Below are 19,489 nucleotides of genomic sequence, written 5' to 3'. Positions count from 1 at the left end.
ACCGGCCAAGGCCAGAACGGTTCGTCAGCTCCCCCTTAAAGTGCTGATTTGATGGGCCTTTTAATTTCAGCCGAGGAAGCTCTGCTATGCTTCCCGCGTTCTTTTCCGGGGCATTGCCATGCAACTTGTCGACATCGGCGTCAATCTGACCCATCCCAGCTTCGCCCACGAGCGCGAAGCCCTGCTGGCCCGCGCCTACCAGGCCGGGGTCTGCCAACTGGTGCTGACCGGTACCAGCGTGGCGGACAGCGAACAGGCCCTGGCGCTCTGCAGCCAGCTGGACGAAACCGGCGAGCGTCTGTTCGCCACCGCCGGCGTCCATCCCCACGATGCCCGCGAGTGGACACCCGGCAGCGCCCGCCAGCTGCGCGACCTGCTGCAGGAAGAACGCATCCGCGCCGTCGGCGAGTGCGGCCTGGACTTCAACCGCGACCTGTCCCCACGCGCCCAGCAGGAAAAGGCCCTGGAGGAGCAGCTGGCGCTGGCCGTCGAGCTCGGCAAGCCGGTGTTCCTCCATGAACGCGATGCCAGCCAGCGCCTGGCCGAGATTCTGCGTCACTACCGTGACAGTCTGACGGCAGCCGTGGTGCACTGCTTCACCGGCGACCGCCAGGCCCTGTTCGCCTATCTCGATCTGGACCTGCACATCGGCATCACCGGCTGGATCTGCGACGAGCGCCGCGGCAGCCACCTGCACCCGCTGGTGCGGGACATTCCCGCCGGCCGATTGATGCTGGAAAGCGACGCCCCCTACCTGCTGCCGCGCACCCTGCGCCCCAAGCCCAAGAGCGGGCACAACGAGCCGGCCTTCCTGCCCGAGGTGCTGCGCGAAGTGGCCCGCCATCGCGGCGAATCCGAAGAGGCGCTGGCCGAACACAGCACCGCCTGCGCCCGGCGCTTCTTCACCCTGCCCGAGATTCCTGCCCGCTGACACCCGGAGACTTCCCCTTGGCGAAGCCGGCGGCCGCCGATGCCGCAGCAGGCGGCGACCGACTCAGACAGCTTCCTCGGTCCAGGAGCCGAAGGGGTCCGACAAGGCCCGCCAGGCTTCGGGACCGCCGGCCATTTCCGCGTCATCGAGCAGACAGGCGTCAAGCTCGCGAGTGAGACGGGAAAAGTCGATGTGCTGGCCGATGAATACCAGCTCCTGGCGGCAATCACCGACCTCGGGCGTCCAGTGCTTCATGATCGCCGCCCGCCCCTCCTCGTCCTGCGGCCAGTGCTCCCTGGGCACGAAGCGCCACCAGCGCCCGGCATGGCCGTGGCGCATCAGGCCGCCGGCCTGGGACCAGCTGCCGGCCTCCTCCGGCTTGCTCGCCAGCCAGAACCAGCCCTTGGAGCGCAGCAGTCGCCCGTTGTCCCATTCGCGGCTTAGAAAATCGAAGAAACGCTGCGGGTGAAAGGGACGGCGGGCCTGGTAGGCAGTCGAGGCGATGCCGTATTCCTCGGTTTCCGGCACGTGCTCGCCGCGCATTTCCCGGAGCCAGCCGGGCGCCTGGGCGGCGCGCTCGAAGTCGAAGCGGCCCGTGTCGAGAATCCTGTCCAGCGGCACCCGGCCCATGCTCATCGGCAGAATCTCGGCCTGGGTGTTGAGCCGGCCGAGAATCGCCGTCAGCTCTTCCCGCTCGGCCCGGGAAATCAGGTCGATCTTGCTGATCAGGATGACGTCCGCGAACTCGACCTGCTCGATCAGCAGGTCGGTGATCGAGCGCTCGTCTTCCTCTCCCAGCGTCTCGCCGCGGCTGGCCAGGCTTTCGGCCTCGTGGAAGTCGCGCAGGAAGTTGACCCCGTCGACCACCGTCACCAGCGTGTCCAGGCGGGCCAGGTCGGACAGGCTGCGCCCCTGCCGGTCGCGGAAGGTGAAGGTTTCCGCCACCGGCAGGGGCTCGGCGATGCCGGTGGACTCGATGAGCAGGTAGTCGAAGCGCCTCTCGCGCGCCAGCCGGCTGACCTCTTCGAGCAGATCCTCGCGCAGGGTGCAGCAGATGCAGCCGTTGCTCATCTCGACGAGCCTTTCCTCGCCACGGTTGAGACTGACGTCGCGCTGCACCTCGCTGCCGTCGATGTTGATTTCGCTCATGTCGTTGACGATCACCGCCACCCGGAGGTTTTCGCGGTTCTTCAGGACATGGTTGAGCAGGGTGCTCTTGCCGGCTCCCAGAAAGCCTGACAGCACGGTCACGGGCAGTCGTCGATCCACAGGATTCTCCTCAGGTGTCACGCAGGTGTCGTTCGCGCTGCTCCTGACGCTCCTTCGCCTCGATGCAGAGCGTCGCGGTGGGACGCAGCAGCAGCCGCCGCAAGCCGATCGGCTCGCCCGTCTCGACGCACCAGCCATAGGCGCCGTGCGCCAGGCGCTCGAGTGCCGCGTCGATCTTGTCCAGCAGCTTCTTCTCCCGCTCCAGCACGCGCAGCTGCCATTGCCGCTGCTCCTCGGCGCTGCCGATATCCGCCGGGTCGCCGCCCGGTGACTGCTCGCGCAAGGCGGCGAACTGCTCGTCGATGCGCAATTGCAGCTCGGCGCGCTGCGCCAGCAGCAGGTCGCGGAAGAAGGCCTGCTGCTGCTCGTTCATGTAGGCCTCTTCGGGCTGGGCAAGCAGTTCGGCTTCGGTCATGGGAGTCTCCAGGGTCAGGACCTCCACAGGCGCATTCCGGAGGGGATACCTCGCAACATTCCTCTCCCGCTGCGCGACGGGACTTCCGCTTGCGCACCTTGCGCGAGAGGAACACGATAATTATTGTTATAACATAACATTTTTACCCTGGACCAGCGCTCATGAATTCCCTCGCCCTACCCGACGTCGCCAGCCAGACCCGTGCGCCCCAGGACATCGCGCTCGAATGGGTCGGCATGCAGAACATCGCGCTGCCCGTCGTGCTGGCCGACCAGCGGATCGCCGCCTTCGCCGACGCGGGCGTCAGCCTCGACGATCCCGCCACCCGCGGCATTCACATGTCGAGGCTGTACCTGGCGCTGGAATGTCTGGAGGATCGGCCGCTGACCCCGGGACTGCTGAAGCATGTGCTCGGGCACTTCCTGGCCACGCATGCCGGCCTGTCGAAACGCGCGTTTCTTGCCGTTCGTGGCGAGCTGCTGCTGAAACGTCCCGCCCTGGTCAGCCCTCTGTCGGGCTGGAAGTCGTATCCGTTCGAGGTGAGCGCACGCCTCGACGCGAAGGGACTGCGGATCGAGCTGAAACTGGATGTCGACTATTCCTCCACCTGCCCCTGCTCGGCCGCGCTGGCCAGGCAGGTGATCCAGCAACGCTTCGCCGAAGACTTCGCCGGCCGGCCGTTGCAGCGTGCCGAACTCCTCGCCTGGCTGGGCAGCGAGCGGGGCATCGCCGCGACCCCGCACAGCCAGCGCAGCGTCGCCTCGCTGCGCATCAGGCTGGCGGCCGACCAAGGCGAGCTTCCGCTGCCCGCCCTGCTGGACACTGCCGAGGACTCGCTCGCCACCCCCGTACAAACGGCCGTCAAGCGCGGCGACGAACAGGCCTTCGCCCTGGCCAACGGACAGAACCCGATGTTCTGCGAGGATGCCGCGCGGCGCCTGCACCGGGCCCTGAGCGGCTTCGATGGCATCCGGGCCTTTCATGTCCGCGTGGTGCATGCCGAGAGCCTGCATGCCCACGACGCCGTCGCCCAAAGCGCCTGGAACTGGAGCCAGGAATGCTGTTGAGCTGCACCGGCCTGCAGCAGGCGAATCCGCCGGAGTCCGCTCCCGAGTTTCCACGATGCATCCGGGCAGTCCGGCGCGGGATCTGCCGGCATAACCTCGTCTCTCACTCAGGGCCTTGCGTCGCTGATGCGAGCCCGTCGCAAACTGCTTCACTTGCCGGGACACGACCAGCCACAAGCGCCTGCCCGAAACCGGACTAGACTTTCCTCATCCACGGCCTTGAGGAATACGGATATGGGCAAGCGCGCTGCGGAGTATTTCCACCGTCAATGGCAACACTACGAAGACTGCCACCACAACCGGACCAACCTGGCCCTGCACATGCTCGCCCTGCCCCTGTTCGTCGTGGCCTGCCTGGTGCTGGCGAGCGCGCTGGTGCAACGGGATCTGCTGACGCTGATCCTCGGCGGGCTCGGCCTGTCCGCCGCCCTCGCCCTGATCGCCCAGGGCCACCACTTCGAGGCCGGCGCGGACCCCCGGCACCCGGAGAACTCCGTATCCCACCTGCTGGTCGAGCAGTTCCTGACCTTCCCGTGGTTCGTCCTGAGCGGCGCCTGGCGGCGGGCCTGGCGGGCCTGCCAGCGCAAGGGCGAGTGAACGGCCAGCGGCGGCCAGACCGAAGTCACTCCTCGCCGGAGCGCCAGGGCAGCGCCCGGCGCAGCTGCCGCAGTGCCCGTGCCAGCTCGCCAGGCGTACCCTGCCGCCCCCCATAGCGCTGCGCCTCGAAGAGTTCGACGAAGGCGCGGATCGCCCCGGCCTGGACCGGCAAGCGCTGCACCGCCCGCTCGGCGAAGGTCCTCGGCCCCTCGCCGGGCGCTCGGTGCAGGCCATGGCGCGCCAGCAGCTTCTCGAAGCGCCGGAACAGCCGCTGCTGCGCATCGCCCTCGCGCCGCCAGGGCTTGAACAGCCAGAGCGCGACCAGCAGCAGCGTCGCCGCGACCGCGGCAAGGGCGGTCAGCCCCAGCAGGCGCAGATCCGCCCTGCCGAACCAGCTGCGCAGGACCTGCATCTGCTGCTCGCCCTGATAGCCGAGCACCCAGCGTTGCCAGCCGTAGTTCAGGTTGTCCCAGGACAGCCGCAATCGGTTTAGCCAGTCGATGCCGCGATAGCGCGCCAGGGACAGCGGCGCCTCCTCGAGGAAGCCCTGCTCCTCGCCGAGCGCCTGCTGCAGCCCCCGCTCGATGCGCTCCGGCGCCACCTGGAAGGTGGGGTCGACGGTGGTCCAGCCACGCGGCGGCTGCCAGTACTCGACCCAGGCATGGGCATCGAACTGATGCACCAATAGATAGTTGCCGGCCGGATTGAACTCGCCGCCCTGATAGCCGGTGACCACCCGCGCGGGAATCCCGGCGGCGCGCAGCACGAAGGTCATGGCGCTGGAGAAGTGCTCGCAGAAGCCGCGGCGGGTGGCGAACAGGAATTCGTCGACGCTGTCGCGCCCCAGCCGTGGCGGCTTCAGGGTGTAGTGGAAGGCTTCGCGGCCAAAATGCCCGAGCAGCGCCTGCACCAGGGCTTCCGGCTCCGGATGGCGGCGGCGCAGCTCGGCGGCCCAGGCGCGGCTCTGTGGATTGCCCCGCTCCGGCAGCTGCAGGGCACGCTGCAGCGCCGGCACGGAACCCTCCGGCTCGCGCAGGGCATCCGGCCAGGAGATCAGCCGGTAGAGCTGCGCCCGGCTCACCGGGCGGCGCTGCTGCAGGCGGAAATCCGCCATCAGGCGGGCATCGTCCGGCCCGCCTTCGGCGACGTCCAGGCCGTACAGCCAGGGCTGGTTGCTCGGCTGCATGACGATGCTGTAGGCGAGCGGCTCGCCGTGCTTCTCCCAGAGCGGCGGCTCGACCTGCGCCGCCTCCGGGACCTGCGACCAGCGCCGCCCGTCGAAATGCTCCAGGGTCAGCGCCCGCCAGTAGAGCCGGCTGCGCTCGGGCAGCGGTCCCTCGAAACTGGCGCGAAAGGCCAGCGCGCCGGACTGGCCGAGCTCGGCGATGTCGCCGGGCGTCATGCTCTCGGACAGCCCGGTCACGCCGCGCTCGCGGGGGCCCGGCAGGCTCCACAGCGGCTCGATGCGCGGGAAGAACAGAAACAGCAGCAGCATCAGCGGCGCCGCCTGTAGCAGCAGACTGCCGGCCAGGCGCAGGGTGGCCCAGGGATCGGCGGCCAGGGACGTCTGCTGTAGGCCGATCAGCGCCGCCAGCAGGGCGGCGAGCGGCAACAGGTAGTAGAGCGCGGCGAGGATGCCGTCCTCGAACAGGCCGGCAGTGGCCAAGGCGAAGAAGCCGAGGAAGATCACCACTAGGGCGTCGCGCCGGCTGCGCATCTCCACCAGCTTGAGGATGAAGGCGGCGATCAGCAGCACCACCCCGGCCTCCAGACCGATCAGCCCGCCGCGGGAGAGATACACGCCGAAGCCGGTGCCGAGCATCAGCCCGGCCTTGATCCAGCCGTTGGGATAGGGCGCGCGCATGCGGAAGATCTGGATCCGCCAGGCAGCGCAGCCGAGCCAGAGGCCGACGATCCACAGCGGCAGATGCCCCAGGTGCGGCAGGACCACCAGCAGTTGGGCGACCAGCAGCCAGGTCAGGCCGACCCGCGGAATCGGCTGCAGCGCCGCGCCGGACTTCGCCGTCGTCATGACGCCTCCCCGTACAGCGCCAGGGCGCGCAGGCAGGCCTCGCGGTGCGCCTCGCCGCTGTCCGGGCCGAGCCGCTGGCCGGGCAGCTGCAGGACGAACGGCCGCTGCCGTTCCGACAGTTCCAGCACCCAGTGGCAGAGCAGCGACAGGCGGCTTTCGCCGTCGCCCGCCAGCGCGCTGAAATCAAGGCAGAACTCGCTGCCCTCCAGCGCGGCGAAATCCTTGACCAACAGGCCCCGGCCGCGGGAGTAGGCCTTCCAGTCCAGGCGCCGCTTCGAGTCGCCGGGACGATAGGCGCGCAGTCCCTGGTAGTCGTCCACGCCCTCGCCGTGCGCCTGCCGGCCCTCGTCCTCGGCCGCCTCCTGCGCGCCGGCGGACAGCGGCAGATCGCCGGCCAGCGGCTGCGGATAGACCAATGCCCGCTGCCCCGGGTCGATCCAGCTCCAGGCCACCATCAGGCCCAGCGGGAAGCGGCTCTCGACCCGCAGGCGCGGCGCCGGCAGCCAGCCGCGGCGCGGCGCGGGCAGGCTCAGCTCCACGCTGGCGGAACCCTCGGCGGGCAGGTCGTGCAGCTGCAGATCGCCGCTCGACCAGCCCAGCGCCAGCGCCTGGCGGGCGCGGCCGTCGCTGTCCAGACGGATCGGAAAGCGCGCCTGCCCGCCGGTGAACAGCGCCGCCGGCGCCCCGGCCTGCAGGCGCAGCCCGGCCAGGTTGCGATAGGTATGCAGCACCCCGACCATAAACACCGAGCCGAGCAGGAAGGTCAGCACATAGGCCAGGTTGTTGCGGTAGTTGATCGCCGCCAGCAGCATCAGCAGCAGGGCCACCCCGAAGGCCAGGCCGACGCGGCTGGGGACGATGAAGATGCAGCTGCGGTCGAGCCGCACGCCGCCCGCGGCGCGGACGATCCGTCCCGGCCAGCGGGGACGGACGCCTTTCAGGGATTCGGCCAGCATCAGACTGCCGCCACCTCGCGCAGCAGCCACTGCACCAGCGTGCCGCCACCCTGTCCCGCCGGGTCGGCCCGTTCGCGCAGGCGGTGGCCGGCCACCGCCGGCAGCACCGCCTGCACGTCCTCCGGAATCACGTAATCGCGCCCGGCGAGATAGGCCCAGGCCCGGGCCGCCGCCAGCAGCGCCAGGCTGCCACGCGGCGACAGCCCCCAGGCGAACTGCGGCTGGCTGCGGGTGGCCTCGACCAGCCGCAGCACGTAGTCGACCAGCGCATCGCTGACCCGCACCCGGGGGATCTCCGCCTGGACGGCCGCCAGCGCGGCATGGTCGAGGACCGGCTCGAGTTCCGGCAGCCGCTGGCGTCCCGAGCCGACCAGCAGCAGCGCCTTTTCCGCCGCCCGCGCCGGATAGCCCAGCGACAGGCGCATGAGGAAGCGGTCCAGCTGCGACTCCGGCAGGGCGAAGGTGCCGCCCTGGGTGACCGGGTTCTGCGTGGCGATCACGAAGAACGGCGACGGCAGCGGCCGGGTCGCGCCCTCGATGGTCACCTGCCCCTCTTCCATCGCCTCGAGCAGCGCGCTCTGGCTCTTCGGGGTAGCCCGGTTGATCTCGTCGGCCAGGATCAGCTCACAGAAAATCGGCCCCGGATGAAAGACGAACTGCGCGCTTTCCCTGTCGAACACCGAGGTGCCGAGAATGTCTCCTGGCAGCAGGTCGGCGGTGAACTGGATGCGCTGGAAACCCAGGCCCAGTACCCTGGCCAACGCATGGCTGAGGGTCGTCTTGCCCATGCCGGGCAGATCCTCGAGCAGCAGATGACCACGCGCCAGCAGACAGGTCAGGGCCAGACGCACCTGCAGCTCCTTGCCCAGCAACACCCGGTCGATACTCTGCAAACAGCTTTCCAGTCGCGCGCGCATGCCTGACTCCTTAGATTGCGAAAGCCCGATGCTACCGGCCTGCCGGGCGAGGGCAAGGCTGCGGCCACGCGCCAGGGCGGAAATGTGAAGCAGGCGATGGACTGGAGTGATCGACGGAGCGCTTGGCGCCTCCTCAAAACACCAGCCCTTCAGAAAGCCGAAGCCTATCCGACGCCGATTTTCCGAAGTCAGGCATGGCTCCGACGGGCACGCCAGCCATACAGACACCTCACGCTCAAACGCCCGCCGGCATCACCCGGATGCCATAGCGGGGAATGATCCCGTTCGCCGTCACCAGCTAATGCAGAAATCGAGCCCTCTCGGTTCCTCAAAAAGCATGCCCAGAAGGGCTGCAGTGCAGCTACAGGGACTCTCCGGCTCCCCACTCACCCCCCCGGATACCGCTCCCAGATCGCCCGGCTCGCCTCGCTGCCGTCACTCCGGTAAGCGCCGGGCACCAGGCTGATGTCCAGGGCGATGCGCTCGATCACGTCACGCAACTCCAGCCCGTCCAGCCAGCGGGCGGGGATGGCCTCGGGGCCGTGGGCCAGGCCGAGGAAGTGGCCGGCGATCAGCCCGGTGCTGTCGCTGTCGCCGCCGTGGTTGACCGCGCGGATCACGCCCTCCTCGAGGCTGTCGGCCGACAGTGCGCACCAGAGGCCGATGGCCAGGGCCTCCTCGGCGACCCAGCCGCCGCCGAGCTGTTCGATGCGCCGGGGCGTCGGCTTCATGTCTTCGGCGTGCAGCGCGAGGACGTGCCCGACCAGGCGGCGGGTCTCTTCCATGCCGGGCCGCCCGCCATGCGCGGCGAGGCTGGCCCGGGTGGCGGCGGCCAGCGAGTCCCCCCCGTTCCAGAGACGCGCGAGGATGTCGGCGAACAACCCGGCGGCCAGATAGCCGGTGGGATGGCCGTGGGTCAGGCGCGCGGAGTCGGCGGCCTTGGCGAAGGGGTTGGGAAAGAAGGCGCAGGGCGCCACCCGCATCACCCCGCCGCAGCCCTTGCTGGCGTTGCCGGCCGGTTCGCCGAGGCGGCGGCTGGCGCGCAGGGCGGCGAGGCAGGTGTTGCCGGGTGCGCGGCGCGACCACAGGCGCCGCTCGCCGAACAGCCAGCCGTCCCGGCCCACCTCGGTGGCCGCGCGCTCGCCCTGGGTCAACAGCCAACGCAGCAGGGCATGGTGGATGACGCTCGGCGGATGGCAGACGCCGCGGGACACGCCGCGCACCCAGGCGCGCAGCAGGCCTTCGGCGCTGAACAGCATCATCTGGGTGTCGTCGGTGATGGCGCCAAGCTGGCCGTAGGCCGGGACGAAGTCGACGATGCCGCGCGTGCCGAACTGCCGTTCGATCCCGGCCCAGTGGAGGAACTCGACCGGCGCACCGAGGGCATCGCCCACCGCCCCGCCGAGCAGACAGCCGAGCACGGCGGCGGGATCGCGCTTCAGGCGCGGGGCATCGTCCACCGCCTGCAGGTGGGCCTCGTCGCTGCGCGAAAGGGTTATTTCCGCAGGGTTTCCCAGCTGATCCTGGCCGTCAACGGCGATGCTTCCCGCCAGCAGCGGGCCGACCCGGAGGACGCGCAGCAAGGTGCCGCAGCGACTGTCGCGCAGCAGCATCCAGGGTTGAATCCGTTCCAGTGCGAGCATCGTGAAAGACTCCATGCGGGGTGCCGGTGAATGGAGTCAGCATGCCAGCAGCGCGCGACAGCTCATGTCGTACTCGCCGAGGCGCAGGGCCGGCCGGACTCCGGCACAATCCGGAAACAGTCGATGAACGGCGCTTGCCGTGCCGAATGCGCTATGTTGTCCGACTGCCGGCACCACCACGCCAGGGACGACGCCATCGCAGTGCGCGCGCTGCAGGCGATGCGCGCGAAGCGGCTCGCATCCCTGGAAACGGGCCTGGAGAACGCATCGGGAAGGGTGCGCGACGGCCCTGCAAGAAAGCGCCCGGCCGCCGCCGGCGCACCCGCGACGATAGACAGACAGGACGAGGAACGCGATGCAAGGACACCCCCACAGCGACTGGCACACCCGAGCGGCCGAGGACAGCCTGGCCGCGCTGGACAGCGGCCCGGACGGTCTCAGTGCCGACGAGGCCCAACGCCGCCTCGAGCAGCACGGTCCCAACCGCCTGCCGCAGCGCAAGGGCGATGGGCCGCTCAAGCGCTTCCTGCTGCAGTTCCACAACCTCTTGATCTACGTGCTGCTGGCCTCCTGCGGGGTCACCCTGATCCTCGGCGAGTGGCTGGACAGCGCGGTGATCTTCGGCGTGGTGCTGATCAACGCGGTGGTCGGCTTCGTCCAGGAAGGCAAGGCCGAGCAGGCGATGCGCGCCATCCAGAAGATGCTCACCCAGGAAAGCCGGGTGCGCCGCGACGGCAAGGTCAGCGTGGTCGACGCCGAGCACCTGGTGCCGGGCGATCTGGTCCTGCTCGAAGCCGGCGATCGCGTGCCGGCCGACCTGCGCCTGCTCGACACCCGCAACCTGCGCATCGAGGAAGCCGCGCTGACCGGCGAATCCCTGCCCAGCGACAAGGGCCGCGAGCCGGTCGGCGCCGCCGCCAGCCTGGGCGACCGCAGCAGCATGGCCTACTCCGGCACCCTGGTCAGCGCCGGCAGCGGCGTCGGCCTGGTGGTCGCCACCGCCGGCCACACCGAACTGGGCCGCATCAGCCACCTGCTTGGCGACGTGCAGCGCCTGCAGACCCCGCTGCTGGCCGACATGGCGCACTTCGCCCGGCAGCTCACCCTGATCATCGTCGTCCTGTCCGCGGCGACCTTCGCCTTCGGTGTGCTGCTGCGCGACTATTCCGCCGGCGACATGCTGATGGCCGCGGTCGGCCTGGCCGTGGCGGCCATCCCCGAAGGGCTGCCGGCAGTGCTGACCATCATCCTCGCCCTCGGCGTGCAGCGCATGGCCCGCCACCGGGCGATCATCCGCCGCCTGCCGGCGGTGGAGAGCCTGGGCGCGGTGACGGTGATCTGCTCGGACAAGACCGGTACCCTGACCCGCAACGAGATGACCGTGCAGCGTGTCTTCACCCGCGAGCACAGCTACGAGGTGGGCGGCGTCGGCTACGCGCCGCGCGGCACCATCCACTGCGACGACGGCCGGCTGTGCGAGCTGGAGACCGCCAACGACCTGCTCGAACTGACCCGCGCCGGCCTGCTCGCCAACAGCGCCAGCCTGCATCACCTGCCGGACGGCTGGGGCATCGCCGGCGACCCCACCGAAGCCGCCCTGCTCACCCTGGCCGGCAAGGTCGGGCTGCACCTGCCCCAGGAAAGCCAGCGCCTGCCGCGGGTCGACGCCATCCCCTTCAGCGCCGAACGGCGCAGCCTGGCCAGCCTGCACCACGACCACGCCGGGCATGGCCTGATCTACCAGTTCGGCGCCCCGGAGCGCCTGCTGGAAGTCTGCCAGCGCCAGTGGCGGGCGGGCAGCGACGAGCCGCTCGAGCGGCGCTACTGGCACCAGCGCCTGGACGAGGGCGCCCGCCAGGGCCTGCGCATGATCGGCCTGGCCATCCGGCCGCTGGAGCAGGCCCGCCAGCAGCTCGACGAGGACGACCTGAACGAGGGCTTCATCCTCCTCGGCCTGGTCGGCATGATCGACCCGCCGCGCGAGGAGGCCATCCGCGCCATCGCCGAATGCCGCAGCGCCGGCATCGCGGTGAAGATGATCACCGGCGACCACGCCGCCACTGCCGGCGCCATCGCCCAGCGCCTGGGCCTGGAAGGCGGCCGGGCGCTGACCGGCGCCGAGCTGGACAACCTGGGCGACGCCGAGCTGGATGCCCGCCTCGCCGCAACCTCGGTGTTCGCCCGCACCAGCCCGACCCACAAGCTGCGCCTGGTCGAGCGCCTGCAGGCCGGCGGCGCCCGCGTGGCGATGACCGGCGACGGGGTCAACGACGCCCCGGCGCTCAAGCGCGCCGACATCGGCATCGCCATGGGCATCAAGGGCACCGAGGCGGCCAAGGAGGCGGCGCAGATGGTGCTGGCCGACGACAACTTCGCCACCTTGGTGGAGGCGGTGGCCGAGGGCCGCACCGTCTACGACAACCTGAAGAAGTCGATCCTGTTCATCCTGCCCACCAACGGCGGCCAGGCCATGGTGCTGCTGGTGGCCATCGCCCTCGGCCTGGCCCTGCCGATCACCCCGCTGCAGATCCTCTGGGTCAACATGATCACCGCCGTGACCCTGGCCCTGACCCTCGCCTTCGAGCCGTCCGAACGCGGGCTCATGCAGCAGCCGCCGCGCGATCCGAAGGCCCCGCTGCTCGGCGGCTGGCTGCTCTGGCGGGTGTTCTGCGTGTCGCTGCTGCTGACCGTCACCAGCCTCGGCCTGTTCCTGCTCACCCAGCAGCAGGGCTGGACGCTGGAGGAAAGCCGCACCCTGGCGGTGAACGTGCTGGTCGCCGGCGAGATCGGCTACCTGTTCAGCTGCCGCCGCCTGCGCGAGCCGGCCTACTTCGGCGTCCGCCACAACCCCATGGTCTGGGCCATGGTGTTCCTGCTGCTGCTGCTGCAACTGGCCTTCACCTACTGGGCGCCGCTGCAGCAGCTGTTCGGCACCGCCGCGCTCAGCCTCAACGCCTGGGGCTGGTGCCTGCTCGGCGCGGTCGGCGTGTGCCTGGCGGTGGAGCTGGAAAAGGTCTTCTACCGCCGGCGCCACCCGGCCCGCGGCGAGCGGGAGGCGGCGACCCGCTGAACCTGCGGGCGTGCCCGGCGCCGGGCACGCCCGCCTTCCCCCATCCGCCCCCCCGAAAAACCCCCAATTCCGGGTATATCCGCAAGCCCCTGCCCCCGGCCTCCAGCGGCGCCAGGCCCGCCGAAGCCTTGCCGCTTCGCCGTTTCGCATCAACGGAGCGGCCTGGTATGGAAGTTGCCCGGGGCTGATGGCAGCCAGCCAGTGGTGTGTACAGGCAGTCCAGAAGTCCACGAGCGGCCCTGCTCATCATCAGGGAGAGACTCATGCGCAGAACCTTCTCGACAGCCGCGACCGCAGCCCTGCTCGGCCTCGCGGCAGGCAACACCGCCCAGGCGGCGCTGTTCGCCGTGGACAGCGGACCCTACGGCAACGACACCGCCGGCTTCGCCGCCTGGTACCAGGACAGCCACGGCCGGGTGCTCGACCTGTGCCTGTCCAAGGCGCTCAGCTCGCGGGTGCCAGGCACGCCCGATGCCCCCAGCTACATGTGCGCGCTGCTGCCCGAACCGGGCATCTTCGACGATACCGAGGACATCGTGTTCCCCGGCAACTTCCCCAGCGAGGCCTTCTGGTTCACCGCCGATGCCTTCATCCAGCAGGGCGGCGTCAACCTCGGCTACGGCGCGGCCCTGGAAGCCGCCTTCAATACCAAACAGCCGGTCGACGGCGACCAGATCAGCTTCGCGCGCATCCGCCTGCGCGTCGACCTGACCAGCGCCGGCAGCTACACCATCACCCACCCCTACGGGGTCGAGGTGTTCGAGGTCACGGCAGAGGACCTCGGGACCGACGGCGTGGGGGCGATCAACCTGACCCGCGACATCGGCATCGGCGCACCGGGCGACTTCAGCGGCGCCCTCAAGGGCGACGTCGGTCCCTTCCTGCGCAGCGTCAACGGTCCCTACGAGGAAACCAACCCGGACACCGGCACGCTCGAACGCTTCGTCGGCGATCCCAACCTCGAGGAACAGGTCACCGGCAGCCCGTTCGGCACCAACTACCTGCGCATCCAGGGCCCCAACGGCCTCGACCTGCGCACCGAGCTGTTCGCCGTCTCCGGCAAGCTCTCCACGGTGCCGCGGCCGACTCCGCTGATCATCCAGCGCAGCACCTATTCGCGCGACAGCGACGCAAGCGGCGCGACGCTGCAGAGCCAGGACCTGTTCGTCCAGGCCCCGCCGCCGCCCGGCCTGGCCAGCTTCAGGGACAGCGCCGGCGCCGGCGTCGAGATGACCGAGGCCGACGGCACCGGCCATTGGTACGGCCAGTCGACTGCCGCGCCGACGCCGCTGGCCGAACTGGAGGTCCGCGCCGACAACAGCGCGGCCATCCCGGGCAGTAGCTCGACCACCCTGCCCACCATCCTGGTCGACCAGGTGACCATCGAGCGGGCCGAGTACAACCCCGGCTCCGGCCAGCTGCTGATCGTAGCCGGCTCCAGCGACCGGATCGCGCAGCCCGTCCTGACCGCCAGCGACGCCGCCAGCGGCACGCCGATCGGCCCGCTCGACCAGCCCGTCGAAGGCGACGGCGCGCTCAAGCGCCTGGACACCGGCATCAGCCCCATCCCCCCGGCACGGGTCACGGTGAACTCCGCCAACGGCGGCAGCGACACCGAAGAAGTGCTCATCGTCCAGTGACCGGCAGCGCACCTACATTGCCAGGAGGCATCATGAACAAGCGGACAGGATTACTGCTCGGCGCCCTCGGACTGGCCGTCGCGGCCGGCGCGGCCCGGGCCGAACTCGCGGCCGTCGACCCCGGCCCCTACACCCCGGCGACCGGCGGCTTTCCCCAGTGGTACCAGGACGAAAGCGGGCTGAGCCTGGAGCTCTGCCAGTCGAAGGCGCTCAGCCCGTCCGGAACGCCGGGCGCCTATCTCTGCACCCTGCTCCCCGAGCCGGGCGTCTACGACGACACCCAGCCGATGGTCTTTCCGGACAACTGGCCGCCGGAACTCTTCTGGTTCCTCGCCGAGACCAGCATCCCCGACAACGGCAGCGGCCTCGAACTGGAGGTCTACGTCGCCGCCATCGAGGCGGCCTTCGCCCTGGAGCAGCCCAGGGACGGCGACCAGCAGAGCTTCGCGCGCATCCGCATCCGCGCCTCGGTGCCGGTGGCCGGCACCTACACCATCACCCACCCCTACGGCGTGGAAACGGTCCAGGTCGAAACCGCCGGCCGGCGGGCGATCAACATCACCCGCGACATCGGCATCGGCGCGCCGGGCGACTTCAGCGGCGCCCTGCAGGGCGACATCGGCCCCTTCCTGACCAGCACGATCGGCCAGGTCACGGCGACCAACCCGGAAACCGGTGAAACGGAAACCTTCATCGGCGACCCCAACGTGCCGACGGCCGTGACCGGCGGGCTGTCCGGCAACAATTTCGTGCGCATCGAGGGCCCCGGCGGGAGAGTCATCCAGACCGGCCAGTTCGCCCTGTCCGGCAAGGTGCGCGACGCCCGCCCGGCGACCGCACTGAGCGTCGGCCGCGCCACCTACGGGCGCACGGCCGCGGGCACCCGCCTCGACCTGTTCGCCAGCTCCGCCAACGGCGCCGAACTCTGCTACCGCGAAACCCTGGAGCTGGTCGACGGCACTCCGCCCTCGCCCTGTCTGGAGGGGACAGAGCTGACCGGCGACAACAATGGGCATTTCTTCGCCAGCAATCCGCCGAGCCAGGGCCTGCCACCCTTCGTGGTGCTCACCGCCAGCGATCCGTCGGGAACGACCCGGCCGACCGCGCTGTCGGCGCGCCTCAGCGACGTGGTGAAGATCAGGACCGCCCGCTACGCCTGGGCCGACCGCAGCCTGACCATCGAGGCCAGCTCCAGCGACGAAACCACGCTTCCCGACCTTGCCGCGCAGGGCTACGGGCTGCTGGCCAAGACCGGCACCCTGCAGACCCTGACCGTGAGCGACCTGGCCCAGCCGCCGGCCAGCGTCACCGTGAAGTCCTCCGCCGGCGGCGTGGACAGCGAGCCGGTGACGGTGGTCGGCAGCGCCCCGGTCGTCGGGCCGAACCAGGACCCCGTGGCGGAAAACGACAGCGCCACGACCAGCGCCGGCGTGCCGGTGCTCATCGCCGTGCTGGCCAACGACAGCGACCCGGACGGCAACACGCCGCTCAGCGTGGTCGGCCTGACCCAGCCGGCCGACGGGCAAGGCAGCACCGCCCTCAGCGGCAGCACCCAGGTGGTCTACACACCGCCGGCCACGGTCACGACCCAGCTGGTCACGACCTTCACCTACCAGGTCCAGGACGCCCGCGGTGGCCAGTCGACACCGGCCACCGTCACCGTCAGCGTGGCGCCCAATCAGGCTCCGGTCGCGGCGAACGACACGGCGAGCGCCATCGGCAACGGCACAGCGGTGAGCATCGACGTGCTGGCCAACGACAGCGATCCGGAGGGCAACACGCCGCTGAGCATCGTCAACCTGAGCCAGCCGGCCAGCGGCCAGGGCACGGTCGCCATCGACGGCAACCAGATCACCTACACCCCGCCGAGCGGCGTCACCGCCAACTTCAGCACCAGCTTCAGCTACCAGGTCCGCGACAGCCTCGGCGCCGATTCCAACGTCGCCAGCGTGACGGTCGCGGTCACGGCAGCGGCGGTGCAGGAAAACCTCGCGGTGCAGAAGGCCACCGTGCAGGCGAAGAACGCCAACCGCTGGAGCTGGGACATCCGCGGCACCACCAGCGTGGTAACCGGCAACAGCATCCGGGTGCTGGTCGATGGCGTCACCCTGGGAACGGCCACGCCGAGCCAGAACGGTCGCTGGCAGATCAAGGCCAGCAACAGCACCGTGGCGCCGCCGGCCGACAGGACCGTGACCCTGAGCAGCAGCCTGACCAGCAGGGAGATCACCGTGACCGTCCAGTGAAACCCGGCCCGTCCCCCGCGCGCCGGGGGACGGGCCGAAACCGGGACCGCGTCCGCCGCGGCCCCGGCCTGCCACCGGCAGGCCCGCCATGACGGAATGCAGCCTCCTGCCACCAAGCTGTCGCCCGATGCGTCTACCCTGAAAACAGTTTCCAGCCACGGAACGCAGGCACATGTACAACCCGTATTTCGGCTTTTCCGAGGCCCCCTTTTCCATCTCGCCCGACCCGCGCTACCTGTTCATGAGCGAGCGGCACCGCGAGGCGCTCGCCCACCTGCTCTACGGCCTGCAGATCGACGGCGGCTTCGTGCTGCTCACCGGCGAGGTCGGCACCGGCAAGACCACCCTGTGCCGCTGCCTGCTCGGGCAGGTGCCGGAGCACTGCGACATCGCCTTCATCTTCAATCCCAAGCTGAGCCGCCTGGAGCTGCTCAAGACCCTCTGCGAGGAACTGCACATCGCCCTGCCCGAGGGCGTCTGCAGCCTCAAGGCGCTGTTCGACCGGCTCAACGCCCACCTGCTGGAAAGCAACGCCCGCGGCCGCAAGACGGTGCTGATCGTCGACGAGGCGCAGAACCTGTCCGCCGGGGTGCTGGAACTGCTGCGCCTGCTGACCAACCTGGAAACCGAGCGGCACAAGCTGCTGCAGATCATCCTGCTCGGCCAGACCGAGCTGCGCGAGCTCGTCGCCCGCGAGGACATGCGCCAGCTCGCCCAGCGCATCGTCGCCCGCTACCACCTGGAGCCGCTGTCGCGCCCGGAGGTCGGCGCCTACGTCCGCCACCGCCTGGCCGTCGCCGGCACCCGCGCCGAGCTCTTCGCGCCGCCCTTGCTGGAGCGCCTCTACCGACTCAGCGGCGGCACGCCGCGGCTGATCAACGTGCTCTGCGACCGCGCCCTGCTCGGTGCCTACGTGCAGGGCAAGCCCGCGGTGGACCGGGCCACCCTGGACAGCGCCGCCCGCGAGGTGTTCGGCCTGCCGCGCCGGCCGAAAGTCCCCGCCGCCCTCGCCGCCGCCCTCGGCGTCAGCCTGCTCGCCGGCATGGCCACGGCCGGCTGGCAGCTGGCGCCGCAGCCGCTGCTCGGCGCCGGCCGCAGCGGCCTGGACAACCTGCTTGCCGGCGTGTCCGCGCCTGCCGACGCCGCACCGCCGGCTCCCAGTCCCGCGCCCGAGCCCGAGCCGCCCGGCATCGTCCCCGGCAGCGGCGATACGCCATCGCCCCCCGCCGCGCCGGCCGGATCTCCAGACCAGGAAAGCGAGCCGCCCCTGGAGCCGCCACGTTCCGATCCCGCCGAACCGCCGCCGGAGGAGGAGCTCGTCGGCCCCGCGAGCGAGGAGCACTGGCTGCACGAGGCGCTGGCGGTGCGCGCGCTGTTCGGCCACTGGCAGGCGGGCATCCGCCAGCCCAGCGATCTCGACGGCGCCTGCCGGCAGGTCGAGGAGATGAGCCTGCGCTGCCTGCGCCGGCAGACCACGGCGGAGTCCCTGGCCAGCCTGCAGCCGCCCCTGATCGTCGAACTCGCCCCGGCCGGAGGGCCGCCCTTCCTCGCCACGCTGCTGGCGCACGACGGGCGGCGGACGCGGCTGGTCGTGGCCGGCGAAGTCCGCGAGGTCGGCCTCGCCGCGCTGGCACGGCGCTGGAGCGGCCGCTACGTCCAGCTGCAGCAGGCGCCGCTGGCCCGCAGCCGGCGCCTGACCCTGGGCAGCCGCGGCGCCGACGTGGCCTGGGTGGACCTGCAGCTGGCGCGCTGGGAAGGACAGAGCCGCCCGCGCGCCGGCGACCCGCTGTTCGGCCGCGAACTGGAGCAGCGCGTGCGCCAGTTCCAGCAGGCCAACGGCCTGCTCGCCGACGGCGTGGTCGGCGCGCAGACCCTGGAACGCCTGGCCGGCCTGGGCGCCACCGAGATGGCCGTACTGAGCTACTGACATGTCCTACATACTCGAAGCCCTGAAGCAATCCGAGCACGCCCGCCAGCAGGGCAAGGCGCCGGCCCTCAACAGCCTGCCGCCGCTGCTCGCCCCGCCCCGCGAAGCCGCCGGCCGGCGCCCGCCGGCCTACCTGCTGCTGGCGCTCGGCCTGGCGCTGGTCGGCGCCGGCCTCGCCTGGTGGCGGCCCTGGCAGAACGCGGCGGCCGGCGCGGTCGTTCAGGCGCCGCCAGCGGAAACGCCCGCTCCGCGCAGCGCACCTCCGGCACCCGTCGCCCCGGCCCCGGCAAGGGTTGCCGCCAGCCCCGCGCCCGCGGCGGAACGGCCCGGGCCCGCCGTCGCCAGCCAGCCGCCGTCGTCCCCGAGCGTCATCCCGGAACCGCCGCTGATCCGCCTGGACCCACCGGCGGCGCCCGAGATCCCGCCCTCCGCTCCAGCGCTCGCCGCCACGCAACCGGCAGCCCGGCCCGCCCCTGCCCTGCCGGCGCCGCCCGAGCGGGTGCTCGGCTTCCACGAACTGCCCGCCGAGCTGCGCCAGAGCCTGCCGAGGCTTTCCCTCTCCGGCTTCTCCTACGCCGAGGAGCCGCAGCTGCGCATGGCGGTGATCAACGAACGCATCCTGCACCAGGGCGACCAGGCCGGCCCCGGCATCGTCCTGGAGCGGATCGCCAGCGACGGCGTGGTGCTGAACTACCGGGGCTTCCGCTTCCGCCCGCGCTGAGCGCCAGCCCTTTCAACCGCCAAGGGCATTGCACGTCGCGAAGATGCGGGCGATCCCG

The 19,489-nt window shown here is 70.7% G+C and carries 14 protein-coding genes; 8 read left to right on the top strand and 6 right to left on the bottom strand.

The window, feature by feature from the left end; all coding sequences use genetic code 11:
• Nucleotides 1–118 precede the first annotated feature (118 nt).
• On the top strand, nt 119–931 hold the full coding sequence (locus ACG10_RS08800; RefSeq protein ID WP_089167941.1) for a TatD family hydrolase: 813 nt from the start codon (nt 119–121) through the stop codon (nt 929–931).
• 63 nt (nt 932–994) lie between these two features.
• On the opposite strand, the gene zigA is transcribed toward ACG10_RS08800, so the two are convergent.
• Nucleotides 995–2,200, bottom strand: a complete 1,206-nt coding sequence (zigA, locus tag ACG10_RS08795; RefSeq protein WP_089167940.1) for a zinc metallochaperone GTPase ZigA — start codon at nt 2,198–2,200, stop codon at nt 995–997.
• A 10-nt stretch (nt 2,201–2,210) separates the two neighbouring features.
• On the bottom strand, nt 2,211–2,615 hold the full coding sequence (gene dksA, locus ACG10_RS08790) for an RNA polymerase-binding protein DksA (protein ID WP_089169831.1): 405 nt from the start codon (nt 2,613–2,615) through the stop codon (nt 2,211–2,213).
• Between the two features lie 161 nt (nt 2,616–2,776).
• Here dksA and folE2 point away from each other — a divergent pair, with 161 nt between their 5' ends.
• Together folE2 and ACG10_RS08780 are read left to right on the top strand one after the other, a co-directional pair.
• Complete coding sequence (gene folE2 / locus ACG10_RS08785; RefSeq protein ID WP_089167939.1) at nt 2,777–3,682, top strand: GTP cyclohydrolase FolE2; 906 nt, start codon at nt 2,777–2,779, stop codon at nt 3,680–3,682.
• Nucleotides 3,683–3,916: 234 nt separating this feature from the next.
• Nucleotides 3,917–4,279: an Mpo1-like protein gene (locus ACG10_RS08780; RefSeq protein ID WP_089167938.1), complete on the top strand. Its 363-nt coding sequence runs from the start codon at nt 3,917–3,919 to the stop codon at nt 4,277–4,279.
• A 25-nt stretch (nt 4,280–4,304) separates the two neighbouring features.
• Here the strand turns inward: ACG10_RS08780 and ACG10_RS08775 are convergent, their stop codons facing one another.
• From ACG10_RS08775 to ACG10_RS08760, 4 genes are all read right to left on the bottom strand, one after another.
• Nucleotides 4,305–6,311: a transglutaminase TgpA family protein gene (locus tag ACG10_RS08775; RefSeq protein WP_089167937.1), complete on the bottom strand. Its 2,007-nt coding sequence runs from the start codon at nt 6,309–6,311 to the stop codon at nt 4,305–4,307.
• Nucleotides 6,308–7,267, bottom strand: a complete 960-nt coding sequence (locus ACG10_RS08770) for a DUF58 domain-containing protein (RefSeq protein WP_089167936.1) — start codon at nt 7,265–7,267, stop codon at nt 6,308–6,310. Before ACG10_RS08770 ends, ACG10_RS08775 begins: the two co-directional genes overlap by 4 nt.
• Entirely contained in the window at nt 7,267–8,184 is a 918-nt protein-coding gene (locus tag ACG10_RS08765) for an AAA family ATPase (RefSeq protein ID WP_089167935.1), read from the bottom strand. Before ACG10_RS08765 ends, ACG10_RS08770 begins: the two co-directional genes overlap by 1 nt.
• A gap of 386 nt (nt 8,185–8,570) precedes the next feature.
• Nucleotides 8,571–9,827 (bottom strand): ADP-ribosylglycohydrolase family protein, encoded by a 1,257-nt coding sequence (locus ACG10_RS08760; RefSeq protein ID WP_232487218.1) that lies wholly within the window; start codon nt 9,825–9,827, stop codon nt 8,571–8,573.
• A gap of 355 nt (nt 9,828–10,182) precedes the next feature.
• Between ACG10_RS08760 and ACG10_RS08755 the strand changes: the two genes are divergently transcribed.
• The 5 genes from ACG10_RS08755 (at nt 10,183) to ACG10_RS08735 (ending at nt 19,431) form a co-directional block, all read left to right on the top strand.
• On the top strand, nt 10,183–12,897 hold the full coding sequence (locus tag ACG10_RS08755; RefSeq protein ID WP_089167934.1) for a cation-transporting P-type ATPase: 2,715 nt from the start codon (nt 10,183–10,185) through the stop codon (nt 12,895–12,897).
• A gap of 263 nt (nt 12,898–13,160) precedes the next feature.
• Nucleotides 13,161–14,537 carry a hypothetical protein gene (locus tag ACG10_RS08750; protein ID WP_089167933.1) on the top strand — a complete coding sequence of 459 codons (1,377 nt, stop codon included), beginning with the start codon at nt 13,161–13,163 and terminating at the stop codon, nt 14,535–14,537.
• 32 nt (nt 14,538–14,569) lie between these two features.
• A complete protein-coding gene (locus tag ACG10_RS08745) occupies nt 14,570–16,783 on the top strand; it encodes an Ig-like domain-containing protein (protein ID WP_089167932.1) in 2,214 nt (737 codons plus the stop codon).
• A gap of 172 nt (nt 16,784–16,955) precedes the next feature.
• The gene (locus ACG10_RS08740; RefSeq protein WP_089167931.1) at nt 16,956–18,710 is read left to right on the top strand and encodes an AAA family ATPase; all 1,755 of its coding nucleotides are present in this window, start codon (nt 16,956–16,958) and stop codon (nt 18,708–18,710) included.
• Nucleotide 18,711: 1 nt separating this feature from the next.
• A complete protein-coding gene (locus ACG10_RS08735) occupies nt 18,712–19,431 on the top strand; it encodes a general secretion pathway protein GspB (RefSeq protein ID WP_089167930.1) in 720 nt (239 codons plus the stop codon).
• The last annotated feature ends 58 nt before the right edge of the window (nt 19,432–19,489 follow it).

Origin of the sequence: Azotobacter chroococcum, assembly GCF_002220155.1 — a bacterium.
Classification (GTDB): Bacteria; Pseudomonadota; Gammaproteobacteria; order Pseudomonadales; family Pseudomonadaceae; genus Azotobacter; species Azotobacter chroococcum.
This window is presented reverse-complemented; position numbering and strand designations above follow the sequence as displayed.